The organism is Mycobacterium hubeiense (genome assembly GCF_002838065.1).
GTDB lineage: Bacteria > Actinomycetota > Actinomycetes > Mycobacteriales > Mycobacteriaceae > Mycobacterium > Mycobacterium hubeiense.
This window is the reverse complement of sequence record NZ_PIZU01000002.1, coordinates 62,587-75,286: the sequence shown is the minus strand read 5'-3', so window position 1 is coordinate 75,286 and position 12,700 is coordinate 62,587. Positions and strand designations below refer to the sequence as shown.

Below are 12,700 nucleotides of genomic sequence, written 5' to 3'. Positions count from 1 at the left end.
CCAGGTGAGGAGGTGACGCGGCGTGGCCCAACGTGAGTGGGTCGAAAAAGACTTCTATAAGGAGCTCGGCGTCTCCTCTGACGCCAGCGCCGACGACATCAAGCGGGCCTACCGAAAGTTGGCCCGCGATCTGCACCCCGACACCAACCCGGACCCGAACGCAGCCGAGCGCTTCAAGGCGGTGTCCGAGGCGCACAGCGTGCTTTCGGATCCGGCCAAGCGCAAGGAATACGACGAAACCCGGCGGCTGTTCGCCGGCGGCGGCTTCGGTCGCGGCCGGTTCAGCGGCGGTGGCGGTTTCGGCGGATTCGGCGGGGACGGTGTCGAATTCAACCTGAACGACCTGTTCGACGCGGCCGGTCAGACCGGCGGCGCGAATATCGGCGACCTGTTCGGTGGGTTGTTCGGTCGGGGCGCTTCGCCGCGGCCGAGCCGTCCACGCCGCGGTAACGACCTGGAGACCGAAACCGAGCTGTCGTTCCTGGAAGCCACCAAGGGCGTGGCCATGCCCTTGCGGTTGACCAGTCCGGCGCCGTGCACGAATTGCCATGGCAGCGGGGCACGTCCGGGCACCAGCCCAAAGGTGTGTCCCACCTGCAACGGCTCCGGTGTGGTGAGCCGCAACCAGGGCGCGTTCGGCTTCTCCGAACCGTGCACCGAATGCCGGGGCAGCGGCTCGATCATCGAGCACCCGTGCGGGGAGTGCAAAGGCACCGGCGTGACGACGCGCACGCGCACCATCAACGTGCGGATCCCGCCGGGCGTCGAGGACGGCCAACGCATCCGGCTGCCTGGGCAAGGCGAGGCGGGCCTGCGTGGCGCGCCGTCGGGCGACCTGTATGTGACAGTACATGTGCGGCCCGACAAGGTCTTCGGCCGTGAGGGCGACGATCTGACCGTCACCGTGCCCGTGAGCTTCCACGAGTTAGCTTTGGGAACAACGCTTTCCGTGCCGACGCTGGAGGGCAAGGTCGGGGTGCGGGTGCCGAAAGGGACGTCCGACGGACGCATCCTGCGGGTGCGGGGCCGAGGCGTGCCCAAGCGCTCCGGCGGTCACGGCGATCTGCTGGTCAAGGTCAAGGTCGCGGTGCCGTCGCACCTCAACGACGAAGCGGTCGAAGCGTTGGAGGCCTATGCGAAAGCCGAGCGGGCCAGCGGATTTGATCCGCGAGCCGGATGGGCGGGCGTCTGATGGCCAAGCGCAAGGAAGAGGCCCGCACGTTTCTGATCTCGGTGGCCGCCGAGCTGGCCGGAATGCATGCGCAGACGTTGCGCACCTACGACCGGCTCGGCCTGGTCAGCCCGCAGCGCAGTTCCGGTGGGGGACGGCGGTATTCGCAGCACGACGTGGAGCTGCTGCGCGAGGTGCAACGGCTTTCGCAGGACGAGGGCGTCAACCTCGCCGGAATCAAACGCATCATCGAGCTGACGAATCAGGTTGAGGCGCTTCAGGCCCGAGTGCGCGAGCTGACCGAAGAGCTCGAACGGGCCCGGGGCGGGCAGCGCCGTGATGTCGCCCTGCTGCCCAAGAGCACCGCGGTGGTCGTTTGGCAGCCGCGCAACAAGCGCTAGTGCGCCACGTGCGTAACGCCAGGGCGAAATTTCGGCGGATTTTCCGCCGTGGCGTTACGCAAGCGGTCGCCCGCCCGCCCGCTAACTCACTTTGATCGAGAACTGCGCGCTCGCAGACTCGCCCGGTCGCACCTCGTGATAGCCGCCCCGGCGCAGTGAATCGGTCGGTGCTGCCATCGGCTCGAAGCAGATGACGTCGTCGTCGCCGGGCGCGAAAACCTGTGCGGCGGGATAGCCTTCGTCGAAGTGCACCTCGATGCGCCGGCCACCGCCCGATACGGCGAATACCGCGCCCGGCGGCACTTCGTCGTAACCCTCGTCAATGAACGTGTCGCCCAACACTTCTGTGGTCGCCTCGTGCGGCTCCGTCTCGCCGGTCGGGATGCCCCAGGCGTTCACCGGGCGCAACCGCATGGCCGGCGTCTCGATCTGCCACTGCGCCCGCGGCACGCCCGGCAACTGCAGATACGGGTGGAAGCCATAACACAGCGGCACCCGCGAGCCCGTCGTCGCGGTCACGGTGGTGCGCACCGTCAGCGTCCGATCACGCAAAGTGACATCCAGCGCAAGATGGTGCGGGAACGGGAAACTGGCCAGAAGGCCCGGACGCGCCGCATAGTCCAGTTCGGCCGTCAGCTGCGACTCCAGCTGCGTGGTGACCTCCCAGCCGGGGTAGGCGGCGAGTGTCCCGTGGATCGGCACGCCGTGCTGATCCGTCCGCACGCCGCCGGTGCCCGGCGTCAGCGTGACGACGGCCCCGTCGACGCCATACCCGTTGCTGCTCAATCGATTCGCCCACGGATACAGGATCGGGATGCCCATCGTGCGATGCGTTTTGACGTACGCTTCGAGGCCGCGACGCTGACCGAGCAGTTCGACGCCGCCGTCGGACAGCGACGTCGCGATCATGCCCGCGTGGGGCACATAGGTCGCGGTCAACGGCGACGAGGGGTCCCGCAGCGTGACGGTTTCGAACTCGGTCATGAGCCCGATCCTGCCACGGCTAACTGGCCAACGGATCGTGTTGGATGCGTGCGGCGGGTGCACCTTTCGCGATCAGCGCGGCCTTAGTGGCCTCGACCATCTGGGGCCCGCCGCAGATCAAGATCTGCCGATCTCCCCAGCCGCCGTAGCGCGTCACCACCTCGGGCAGGCGCCCGGTCTGCCGCACGTGCAGGCCGCGCGGCGGCTGCACATCGGGATAGTCGGAGGCCCACGGCGGGTCGATGCTGTACTCCGACACCGGCGTCACCGACAGCCACGGGTTGTTGGACGCGATCTGCCACAACGTCTTGAGGTCATAGAGGTCGCACGGGAAGCGCCCGCCGAAGAACAGGTGCACGCGCGGGTTTTCGCCGAACCGGGTCATGTCCATGATCAGCGTGCGCAGCGGCGCCAGGCCAGTGCTGCCCGCCACCATCAGCACGTCGCCGCCGTCGCGGTCGACGTGCATCCCGCCGTGCGGATTGGACAACCGCCACCGGTCCCCGGGTTTGGTTTCACCGACGATCGCGGGGCTGACCATGCCGCCGGTCACCGAGCGGACGTGAAATTCGATGGCGCCGCCGCGGTCGGCGGGGATGGCCGGGCTCAGATAGCGCCAGCGTCGCGGCCACTGCGGCACCTGGACGGTGACGTACTGGCCGGGGTGGTAGTACAGCGGCTCATCCAGTTGCAGACGGATCACCGAGACGTCGCGCGTCGCGCGGATGTGCTCGATGACGGTGCCGTCGCAATACGGCGGGCCCTGCTCGGCGTCTGCAGCCCCGCGCATCACACCGATGATCAGGGCGACCGCGTCATGCGCGGCCTCGGCGAGCCTGTCATCCCAGCGATCGGCGAGATGGTTGCGCAGCGTGGTGCACAACGCGTCCTGCATGGTGTCGTAATTCTGTTGGGTGACACCGTATTTGCGGTGATCGCGGCCCAGCTGCGCGAGGAACGCCACCGGCTCCTCGGCGCGTTGGTCGATCAGCTCCCCGAGCAGCCAGCTGATGGCGTGCGCGAACACGGCGTGCTGCTTGTCCATGTCCGGGGGGAACAGGTCGCGGGCCGAGAGGTCGGTGGCGAACCAGTGCAGGTAGAACTGCCGGATCAGCTCGTAAGACCCGTTTTGCGGGTCGACCGCGTCGCGCAGCACGCGCAGTGCGTCACGGTCGTCGAGTCCCACGCCGGAATTTTAGGCGCGTCGGCGTAGCGCGGCGATGACGACCAGCACCGCACCGAACACCGCCCAGCAGGTCAGCACCACGATCGCGGTGGTGGCACCGGCCCCGTCGAAGAACGCCGTGGAGCGCAGCAGTGTCGCGTTGGCGCCCTGCGGCAGCCACTGGCCGAACTGCCCCCAGCCGCTGGGCAGCATCTCCGGCGCACTGTTCAGCCCGGACAGCGGGTTGCCCAGCAGCAGCGCGAGCAGCGCGCCGACCGCCAGCCCGGCCCGTCCGAACAGCGAGCCCAACCCCAGGATCGTCAGCCCGGCGGCCAGCACACCCAGCGTCAGACCGCCGACCACGCCCCAGAAGTTCGCCTCGATGGACCCGAACACGTAGCGCAGCAGCGCGGCGATGGTCCAGCCCGCGATCGGCGCGAACGCGACGACGGCGATCAGGCGCGTCCACACCTCACGTTTGAGCGCCAGCACCAGCGCGATCGCCGGCAGCAGACCGGCCAGGGTGATCGGCAGCGCCGACGCGGCCAGCCCGGTGCCGCGCGGATCGTCGGCCGTGGGCGGGGCCAGGTCCTCGGTCTGCAGCGCGACGCCGGCCTTCTGCGAGATGCCTTGGCCGACCTGCGTCAGCAGTTGCGCGACGGCCGGACTGCCGCCGGTGGCGATCAGCAGTTTGCGTCCGTCGGGGGAGAAGGAGATGCCGCCGTACACGTCGCGGTTGCGGATGGCCTCGCGAAGGGCCTGCTCGCCGGGGTAGTAGGTGACCTCGAACGCGCCGGGGGCGTTCTGCTCGAGCAGTTGGGCCACTTGGCCGCTGGCGGCCTGCGGTCCGGCCGCGCCGATCGGCACGTCGTGCGGCTTGGAGCGCGCCGCGGGCAGCGCGAACGCGATGGCGACGACCGCGATCGCCACCGCGAGGGCGATGACGATGCCGGTCGCGCGGATCGCGGCGGGCGGCTCGTGTTTGGGCGGCGCGTGATGGGTGTTCTGCGGCGCTGACTGCGTTGTCATGACGGCCTCTTTCATCGGATGGTGAATTCTTGCGATGAGCGTAACGCCGTCTGAGCCGTATTTCAACAGTTATTGAAATGATAGTGTCGGAATATGCCCTCACCAGCCAAGACGAAGCGCCGCGGCCGGCGTCAGGGCGAACCTGTGTCCCGCGATGACGTGCTGGCGGCGGCCAAGCGGCGGTTCGCCGCACAGGGTTATGAGAAGACGACGCTGCGCGAGATCGCGCGCGACGCGCACGTCGACCCGTCGATGGTGCTGTACCTGTTCGGCTCGAAGGTCGAGTTGTTCCGCGAGTCGCTGCGGCTGATCCTCGACCCCGACAAGCTGGCGGCCGCGATCACCGACGGCTCGGGTGACGACGTCGGCACGCGGTTGGTGCGGACCTATCTGGCGATCTGGGAATCGCCCGAGAGCGCGGTCAGCATGCGGGCGATGCTGGCGTCGGCGACGTCGAACACCGATGCGCACGAGGCGTTTCGCGATTTCATTCAGAGCTACGTGCTGACGACGGTGTCGGGCGTCATTGGCGGCGGCGAGCAGGCTCGACTGCGGGCGATGCTGGCGGGTACCAACCTGCTCGGCACGGCGATGATGCGCTACGTCATGCACGTGCCGCCGCTGGCGACGCTCCCCGCCGAGGAGGTGGTGCGTCTGATCGCGCCGACGGTGACGCGCTACTTGACCGCGCCCGCCGCCGAGCTGGGCCTGCCCGACGCGTGAGGATGCGGCGAGTGTGCGGCCACTGCGCTCAGTGTGCACCCACTGCGGGATCGCGGCTGATTTGTCACGGTAGTCGCACACTCGACGAGGCCACTGCACACTCGACGGCGTGAGCCTCAGATGAGGCCGTGAATTCCCTTGTACAACACCAGAAGACCGATCACGACGAGGATGGCGGCGACGAGCGTGGCGTGATTGCGTTCCATCCAGTCCTTGAGCCGCTGGAGCGGGTCATGCATGCGGGCCGGCGAAATCGCATAGGCCAGAATGGGAATCGCGACCGTCGAGCCGGCGACCAACGCGTAGTACACCACCGACGACCAGGCGCCGGCGCGGCCCAGTCCGGCGGTGCCGATCGCCAAACCCGCTGCCGCACTGACGAATAACACCTTCGGGTTGACGACGGTGAGTGCCATGGCGGTGACGGTCGCCCGGCCGGGGCTGACGGTGGTGAGGCTGCGCATCCAGGCTGGCGAATGTTCGGACTTGTGCCGGGTGAGCCAGCGGTAGACCCCGAACACCATCAGCGCGGCGCCGATCGCGATGCGAAGCCACGACGCCCATGGCGGCGGTTCGTCGAGCCGGCCGAACAGATCGGAGACGGCGACGAAGATCGCGGCCAGCGCGGCCAGTCCGACCAGCCAGCCCAGCAGGAAGGCCAGCCCGGTCTCGCGCGGCCTTTCGGTGTGCAGCACCAGCACGCCGGGAATGATCGACAGCGGCGACAGCGCGACGACCAGCGCCAACGGGATGAGCTCCATCAACACCGCGCCCCACACGCCCGTCATGGGGACACTTCCGTTAGGTCATCGATGAAGTGGTTGTGCATCATTGCTGCTCTGACCAGACCCGTGTGTACCGCGAATTGAATTCAGCTTCGGCCGCCATTGCCTGTTCGGGCGTCGGCAGGCCCATCTTGCTCTCAAGGAGCTCTCGGATTGAGTCGCGGTCCTGGCCCTGAATACGTAAGAGGCCTTCCACCAGTTCGTACTGAGCGGATTGTGCTTTCGTTACGGCGATTTCGGACACTCCCAGAATCTCCGCCGCAAGTTCCGCCTCGGTCATCGATGCAGCACGGGGGGACAACGCGATGTGGCGTGGAAGGCCGCTCAGGAACGTTGTCACTGTGACGGTTTCAGTCGGGTCGGTGGCTGAGATCAATAGATCCGGTACACCATCGGCGTTGATGGCAGTTGATTCCACGGTGCCTTTGTCGTCTTCGGTAGCGGACGTTCCCACTGCCTTAGGGCCAACGCCCTGTTCATGGACATAGACGTACTCATCAAATGCGTGGAGGCCGCTGTCCTCTTCGTCGTCGTAGCCGGCGACGTAATCATCGAAAGCATCGAGGCCTGACGATTCATCGTCGTTGGATGCTGTCCAGCTGTTAGTCATCCGCCGGGACGCATCTCACCGTCGATCTTGTCCCCACTGTCGGAATCGGTCCGAATGTACTGGGAGGCTGCAGTATTGAGACTCACCGCGTACGCGGTGGAGACTGATTCCATTGCGATGCACGCTTCTTTGCGTGCTGCCGCCACCTTTTCCGCGGCGAGAGCGGCCGTCATGCAGGCCACGCCATGGCTGCGCTGCACCGCTGCGGCTACATTGTCAGTAAGTGGTGCAGCCTTTGCAATCTGTGCCGCCGCGTCGCTCTGTATTGCCGATAGCTCGCGCAAATGATTTGGGTCAGTGCGCAATTCGCCAGATGGTGTTGTCACTCCGTACTCCTAGATCCAAGTCGGATAACACTCGTTGGCAATCGCTCTGTACAGAGCAGCCGCTTTCTCCAGGGTCGCCGTCGTTCTGGCGGAAGTCTCAGCCAACTCGTCCATGTACCACAGGCATGTCGGCAGCGATACGCCAACCACGGCCAGTTCGATCTCGGTAGAGATGATCTTCCCGAATCTTGGTATGGATTTTGCGGCGATGGCCGGAGCGATGGCGTTGCCCATCATCATCGCGGCGTTGTTGAGAATCCGGCGAGTGTTGCTGACAGTTCCCGCCTCTGCCTCCACCGCCATGAGTACATCGAGGTCCACGTCTGGAATAGTTCTCGCGCGCTTCTGTTGGCTGGCGTTGGCCGCGTAGTACGCATCCGACGCCGAACCAACCCAACGTTCATCAGGAAACGCCGCTTGCAGTCCGTCCGCGACTGCATTGAATTGCTGCGCACTTTGGCCGTAGGCCTCGCCTTTCTCGGGTGGATTGGTCCCGCCGCAGGCGGCTTGTAGACCTTGGACGACCTTCAATCCGCCGGAGATGATTGGTGTTTGTTTGGATTTCGGCAAGAAGAACTCGACTACGCTCGCTGCTTCTCCAGCGTCGGAAGCGAGAGTCCACAGCGCGTCCACCCCATGATCGCTAACGAGGTCTGCCGTCGAGAGCAAACTCGTAACCGTCTCGCCGGCCATTCCAATGGGCCCGAACGGATCGACGGCCTGCATGGCACTGCCGACCTTCTGCATGACATCGCTGTATATGTCGAACAAGCCCATGTGGTGGCTAAACCTCCCTCCGCGCAGGCTTAACGTACCAACAAATTGAGAGGCGTATCCGCACGAACTTTCGCGATTTGGTGGAGACCGAAGCCAGCTAGGATCGGCACTGGACGGCTGGACTACCCGCCGAAGGTGGCGCAGGACGAAGGGGCCAGCGATCGAGGACGCGAGGCAAAGCATGCAGCCGGGATGGTTCAACGATCCTTGGCACCCAGCGCAGATTCGATACTTCGACGGACAGCAATGGACAGGGCAAGTGGCACCCATCCCAGGCGGGATGTCACCGCAACCTCAGCCGCCGCAGCGCGGCGAGCTGCCTCTGGGTGAGTCGACGCTCTTTCTACGTTCAATCCCGGAGTGGGCCGACATCGACTTGTCGTGTTCGGTCGAGAACGCCCACGGCCAGCAGATTGCCGCTATTCGCTCGCGTTCGCGCGTGCCTGCGTTCGCCGGGCGTGAAGTCGTCACCCTGGTGTTCGATGTGGTGCGGCCCGACGGCGCACCGATGCTGACCATCACCCGAATCGGCGGGTTCAAACGTAGCCACTGTGTGCAAGTGCATGACCACGCGGGCCGCGATCTAGGGCGACTACGTCAGACGAGTTCGTTCTTGCGGCTTTTTCGAACTCCTCGCATGACGATGGTGCTGGAGTTCGGTGAGAAGCACTTGGGTAACACCGACATCTGCATCAACCCGAACAAGAGGTTTGAGGTCGTCTATGCGCCGATCCATGATCTAAGCGGTGCAGTAATCGCGACGGTCGAGCGCAGGTGGAGGTACACCGGCGCGCCCACCGACTTCTTCGATTACAAGTTGGATTGTCTGCGGGCGACCGCTCAACCGCTTCCCGTCCTGCTGTTGGCGACTGCGTTTGCCCACTACCTGTACGACCGCCTCGCGATCGGCGGGCCAACCGAGGCTATGGGCCGTTTCGGCCGCACTGGTAACTGGTACGACACCACCTCGAAGTAAATCCAGAGCTCGAGTGTGCGCTCCCATACGCCCTGATCAACGTGTTGCGGATGAAACGGCACGCCCGGGCCGAAAGGACGCGGAAAATTTTCAGAGTTGAGCGGAACAGACTCAACCTTGACGACGTTGAACATCCCGACAAGGCTTTTTACAGACGATTGGAGGTGTCGTGGACTCGTTCAACCCGACGACCAAGACTCAGGCGGCGCTGACCTCGGCGTTGCAGGCGGCCACCGCCGCAGGCAACCCGCAGATCACGCCCGCCCATTTACTGATGGCACTGCTCACCCAAAACGATGGCATTGCCGCACCGCTTCTGGAGGCCGTCGGCGTCGAACCCGCGACCATCCGCGCCGAGACCCAGCGACTGCTGGACCGGCTGCCCAGCGCCACCGGCGCCAACACGCAGCCGCAGCTGTCGCCCGACTCGCTCAAGGCGATCACCGCCGCCCAGCATCTGGCCACCGAGATGGACGACGAATACGTCTCCACCGAGCACGTCATGGTCGGCCTGGCCACCGGCGATTCCGACGTGGCCAAGCTGCTGACCGGACACGGCGCCTCCCCGCAGGCCCTGCGCGACGCGTTCGTCAAGGTCCGCGGCAGCGCGCGGGTCACCAGCCCCGACCCCGAGGGCAGCTATCAGGCATTGGAGAAGTACTCCACCGACCTGACCGCGCGCGCCCGCGAAGGCAAACTCGACCCAGTCATCGGGCGCGACAACGAGATTCGTCGCGTCGTGCAGGTGCTGTCCCGTCGCACCAAGAACAACCCGGTGCTCATCGGTGAGCCCGGTGTCGGCAAGACCGCGATCGTGGAGGGCCTGGCCCAGCGCATCGTCGCCGGCGACGTGCCGGAGAGCCTCAAGGACAAGACGGTCATCGCATTGGACCTCGGCTCGATGGTCGCCGGGTCGAAGTACCGCGGCGAATTCGAGGAACGCCTCAAGGCCGTGCTCGACGACATCAAGAACAGCGCTGGGCAGATCATCACGTTCATCGACGAGCTGCACACCATCGTCGGCGCCGGCGCGACCGGCGAAGGCGCCATGGACGCCGGCAACATGATCAAGCCGATGCTGGCCCGCGGCGAGCTGCGCCTGGTCGGCGCGACCACGCTCGACGAGTACCGCAAGCACATCGAGAAGGACGCCGCGCTCGAGCGTCGCTTCCAGCAGGTCTACGTCGGCGAACCGTCGGTCGAGGACACCGTCGGCATCCTGCGCGGCCTCAAGGACCGCTACGAGGTGCACCACGGCGTGCGCATCACCGACTCCGCGCTGGTCGCGGCGGCCACGCTGTCCGACCGCTACATCACCGCCCGGTTCCTGCCGGACAAGGCCATCGACCTGGTCGACGAGGCCGCCAGCCGGCTGCGGATGGAGATCGACTCGCGGCCCGTCGAGATCGACGAGGTCGAGCGGCTGGTCCGTCGTCTCGAAATCGAGGAGATGGCACTCGCCAAAGAGGAAGACGACGCGTCCAAGGAGCGGCTGGCCAAGCTGCGCGCCGAACTGGCCGACCAGAAGGAAAAGCTCGCCGAACTGACCACCCGCTGGCAGAACGAGAAGAACGCCATCGACGTCGTGCGTGAGCTCAAGGAACAGCTGGAGACGCTGAAAGGCGAGGCCGACCGCGCCGAGCGCGACGGCGACCTGGGCAAGGCCGCCGAGCTGCGCTACGGCCGCATCCCCGAGGTCGAGAAGAAGCTCGACGCCGCGTTGCCGCACGCAGAGGCGCGCGAGAACGTCATGCTCAAGGAAGAGGTCGGGCCCGACGACATCGCCGAGGTGGTGTCGGCGTGGACCGGTATCCCGGCCGGGCGGATGCTCGAAGGCGAGACCGCCAAGCTGCTGCGCATGGAAGACGAGCTGGGCAAGCGCGTCGTCGGCCAGAAACAGGCCGTGCAGGCCGTCTCGGATGCGGTGCGCCGCAGCCGCGCCGGCGTCGCCGACCCGAACCGGCCGACGGGCTCGTTTATGTTCCTCGGCCCGACCGGCGTCGGTAAGACCGAGCTGGCCAAGGCGCTGGCCGAGTTCCTGTTCGACGACGAACGCGCGATGGTCCGCATCGACATGAGCGAGTACGGCGAAAAGCACTCGGTCGCCCGCCTTGTCGGTGCGCCTCCCGGCTACATCGGCTACGACCAGGGCGGTCAGCTGACCGAGGCGGTGCGCCGGCGGCCCTACACGGTGGTGCTGTTCGACGAGATCGAAAAGGCTCACCCGGACGTGTTCGACGTGTTGTTGCAGGTGCTCGACGAGGGCCGGCTCACCGACGGGCAGGGTCGCACCGTCGACTTCCGTAACACCATCCTCATCCTGACGTCCAACCTGGGGTCGGGCGGCACGGAGGAGCAGGTGATGGCCGCGGTGCGCTCGGCGTTCAAGCCGGAGTTCATCAACCGGCTCGACGACGTGATCATCTTCAACGGGCTCAACCCCGAGGAGCTGGTGCAGATCGTCGACATCCAGCTGGCCCAGCTGCAGAAGCGTCTGAGCCAGCGGCGGCTGACGCTCGAGGTGTCGCTGCCGGCCAAGAAGTGGCTGGCCCAGCGCGGCTTCGACCCGGTCTACGGGGCGCGCCCGCTGCGGCGGTTGATCCAGCAGGCCATCGGCGACCAGCTGGCCAAGATGCTGCTGGCCGGCCAGATCCACGACGGCGACGTGGTGCCCGTCAACGTGGCGCCCGACGGCGAATCGCTGGTCCTCGGCTGAGTGTCGCTCGGCGTTGACTCTGCGCTCAGGGCGCGGGTCTCTCGTACTTTTGCGCCCTGTGTGCAGAGTCAACGGCCATAAGCGCGGATCTGACCCGAGACTTGACCGTGATCACCGTGAGTTCGGGATTCGGCGGGCCCAGCAAGTAGGCTAGGCGCGATGGTCCCGCTTTGGTTCACGCTGTCCGCACTCTGTTTTGTGGGTGCGGCCGTGCTGCTGTACGTCGACATCGATCGTCGACGCGGGCTGGGCCGTCGCCGCAAGTCGTGGGCGAAGTCACACGGATTCGACTACGAAGCCGAATCACCCGACCTCGTCAAGCGCTGGAAGCGCGGCGTGATCTCGACCGTCGGCGACGTCACCGCCAAGAACGTGGTGCTCGGGCAGATTCGCGGCGAGGCCGTGTTCATCTTCGACATCGAAGAGGTCGCGACGGTCATCGCCCTGCATCGCAAAGTCGGCACCAACGTCGTCGTCGACCTGCGGCTCAAGGGCATCAAAGAGCCACGGGAGAAAGACATCTGGCTGCTCGGCGCGATCGGTCCGCGGATGGTGTACTCCACCAACCTCGACGCCGCACGCCGCGCCTGCGACCGCCGCATGGTGACGTTCGCCCACACCGCGCCCGACTGCGCCGAGATCATGTGGAACGAGCAACACTGGACGCTGGTGGCGATGCCTGTCACCAGCACCCGGGCCCAGTGGGACGAAGGCCTGCGCACCGTGCGCCAGTTCAACGACCTATTGCGGGTGCTGCCGCCCATACCGCAAACCAGCGGCCAGGCTGTCGCACGCCGCAGCGGCGCGCCCAGTCGTCCGCTCAAGCCGGCCCCGTCGCGCCCGGCCGAAGTGCCGCCGGGTCGCCCGGACATGCCGCCCGGACGCGCCGACGTCGGTCGTTACCCGCGCCCTGAACCCGGCCGCGCAGAACCGATCCGACGCCCGCCGCCGTCGCGAAACGGGCGGCAGTCTCCGCACTATCAGCGGTAAGTAACCACCCGGCGGGCAAGAGCGAAACGACCCGGGAATAACCTTTA

13 protein-coding genes are annotated in these 12,700 nt (G+C 66.2%); 6 read left to right on the top strand and 7 right to left on the bottom strand.

Annotated features, from left to right (window positions below; genetic code table 11):
* Positions 1 to 22: 22 nt before the first annotated feature.
* Together dnaJ and CWS39_RS02060 are read left to right on the top strand one after the other, a co-directional pair.
* Positions 23 to 1,192, top strand: a complete 1,170-nt coding sequence (dnaJ, locus tag CWS39_RS02065; RefSeq protein ID WP_102141255.1) for a molecular chaperone DnaJ — start codon at positions 23 to 25, stop codon at positions 1,190 to 1,192.
* Positions 1,192 to 1,572, top strand: a complete 381-nt coding sequence (locus CWS39_RS02060) for a heat shock protein transcriptional repressor HspR (RefSeq protein ID WP_102141456.1) — start codon at positions 1,192 to 1,194, stop codon at positions 1,570 to 1,572. The genes dnaJ and CWS39_RS02060 overlap by 1 nt, the downstream gene beginning before the upstream one ends.
* An 81-nt stretch (positions 1,573 to 1,653) precedes the next feature.
* Here the strand turns inward: CWS39_RS02060 and CWS39_RS02055 are convergent, their stop codons facing one another.
* The 3 genes from CWS39_RS02055 to CWS39_RS02045 are packed head-to-tail and all read right to left on the bottom strand — an operon-like array spanning position 1,654 to position 4,750.
* Entirely contained in the window at positions 1,654 to 2,556 is a 903-nt protein-coding gene (locus CWS39_RS02055) for an aldose 1-epimerase (protein ID WP_102141254.1), read from the bottom strand.
* Between the two features lie 19 nt (positions 2,557 to 2,575).
* Entirely contained in the window at positions 2,576 to 3,742 is a 1,167-nt protein-coding gene (locus CWS39_RS02050) for an FAD-binding oxidoreductase (protein ID WP_102141253.1), read from the bottom strand.
* A gap of 9 nt (positions 3,743 to 3,751) precedes the next feature.
* Positions 3,752 to 4,750: a hypothetical protein gene (locus tag CWS39_RS02045; RefSeq protein WP_102141455.1), complete on the bottom strand. Its 999-nt coding sequence runs from the start codon at positions 4,748 to 4,750 to the stop codon at positions 3,752 to 3,754.
* 93 nt (positions 4,751 to 4,843) lie between these two features.
* Here CWS39_RS02045 and CWS39_RS02040 point away from each other — a divergent pair, with 93 nt between their 5' ends.
* Positions 4,844 to 5,473: a TetR/AcrR family transcriptional regulator gene (locus CWS39_RS02040; protein WP_102141252.1), complete on the top strand. Its 630-nt coding sequence runs from the start codon at positions 4,844 to 4,846 to the stop codon at positions 5,471 to 5,473.
* Positions 5,474 to 5,589: 116 nt separating this feature from the next.
* On the opposite strand, the gene CWS39_RS02035 is transcribed toward CWS39_RS02040, so the two are convergent.
* The 4 genes from CWS39_RS02035 to CWS39_RS02020 are packed head-to-tail and all read right to left on the bottom strand — an operon-like array spanning position 5,590 to position 7,971.
* Positions 5,590 to 6,261 carry a GAP family protein gene (locus CWS39_RS02035; protein ID WP_102141251.1) on the bottom strand — a complete coding sequence of 224 codons (672 nt, stop codon included), beginning with the start codon at positions 6,259 to 6,261 and terminating at the stop codon, positions 5,590 to 5,592.
* A 40-nt stretch (positions 6,262 to 6,301) separates the two neighbouring features.
* On the bottom strand, positions 6,302 to 6,868 hold the full coding sequence (locus CWS39_RS02030) for a hypothetical protein (RefSeq protein ID WP_102141250.1): 567 nt from the start codon (positions 6,866 to 6,868) through the stop codon (positions 6,302 to 6,304).
* Positions 6,865 to 7,194 carry a type VII secretion target gene (locus CWS39_RS02025; protein WP_102141249.1) on the bottom strand — a complete coding sequence of 110 codons (330 nt, stop codon included), beginning with the start codon at positions 7,192 to 7,194 and terminating at the stop codon, positions 6,865 to 6,867. Before CWS39_RS02025 ends, CWS39_RS02030 begins: the two co-directional genes overlap by 4 nt.
* 9 nt (positions 7,195 to 7,203) lie before the next feature.
* On the bottom strand, positions 7,204 to 7,971 hold the full coding sequence (locus CWS39_RS02020) for an EspA/EspE family type VII secretion system effector (protein WP_102141248.1): 768 nt from the start codon (positions 7,969 to 7,971) through the stop codon (positions 7,204 to 7,206).
* Between the two features lie 181 nt (positions 7,972 to 8,152).
* On the opposite strand from CWS39_RS02020, the gene CWS39_RS02015 reads away from it, so the two are divergent.
* The 3 genes from CWS39_RS02015 to ttfA all read left to right on the top strand — a co-directional run bounded on the left by CWS39_RS02015 (position 8,153) and on the right by ttfA (position 12,653).
* The gene (locus CWS39_RS02015; RefSeq protein ID WP_102141247.1) at positions 8,153 to 8,947 is read left to right on the top strand and encodes a DUF2510 domain-containing protein; all 795 of its coding nucleotides are present in this window, start codon (positions 8,153 to 8,155) and stop codon (positions 8,945 to 8,947) included.
* Between the two features lie 169 nt (positions 8,948 to 9,116).
* On the top strand, positions 9,117 to 11,663 hold the full coding sequence (clpB, locus tag CWS39_RS02010) for an ATP-dependent chaperone ClpB (protein ID WP_102141246.1): 2,547 nt from the start codon (positions 9,117 to 9,119) through the stop codon (positions 11,661 to 11,663).
* Positions 11,664 to 11,822: 159 nt separating this feature from the next.
* The gene (ttfA, locus tag CWS39_RS02005; protein WP_102141245.1) at positions 11,823 to 12,653 is read left to right on the top strand and encodes a trehalose monomycolate transport factor TtfA; all 831 of its coding nucleotides are present in this window, start codon (positions 11,823 to 11,825) and stop codon (positions 12,651 to 12,653) included.
* Positions 12,654 to 12,700: the final 47 nt, after the last annotated feature.

Coding starts and splice junctions, on each gene's coding strand:
- CWS39_RS02060 (WP_102141456.1), top strand. CDS start 1,192: ATGGCCAAGCGCAAGGAAGAGGCCCGCACGTTTCTGATCTCGGTGGCC.
- CWS39_RS02055 (WP_102141254.1), bottom strand. CDS start 2,556: ATGACCGAGTTCGAAACCGTCACGCTGCGGGACCCCTCGTCGCCGTTG.
- CWS39_RS02045 (WP_102141455.1), bottom strand. CDS start 4,750: ATGACAACGCAGTCAGCGCCGCAGAACACCCATCACGCGCCGCCCAAA.
- CWS39_RS02040 (WP_102141252.1), top strand. CDS start 4,844: ATGCCCTCACCAGCCAAGACGAAGCGCCGCGGCCGGCGTCAGGGCGAA.
- CWS39_RS02035 (WP_102141251.1), bottom strand. CDS start 6,261: ATGACGGGCGTGTGGGGCGCGGTGTTGATGGAGCTCATCCCGTTGGCG.
- CWS39_RS02030 (WP_102141250.1), bottom strand. CDS start 6,868: ATGACTAACAGCTGGACAGCATCCAACGACGATGAATCGTCAGGCCTC.
- CWS39_RS02020 (WP_102141248.1), bottom strand. CDS start 7,971: ATGGGCTTGTTCGACATATACAGCGATGTCATGCAGAAGGTCGGCAGT.
- CWS39_RS02015 (WP_102141247.1), top strand. CDS start 8,153: ATGCAGCCGGGATGGTTCAACGATCCTTGGCACCCAGCGCAGATTCGA.
- ttfA (WP_102141245.1), top strand. CDS start 11,823: ATGGTCCCGCTTTGGTTCACGCTGTCCGCACTCTGTTTTGTGGGTGCG.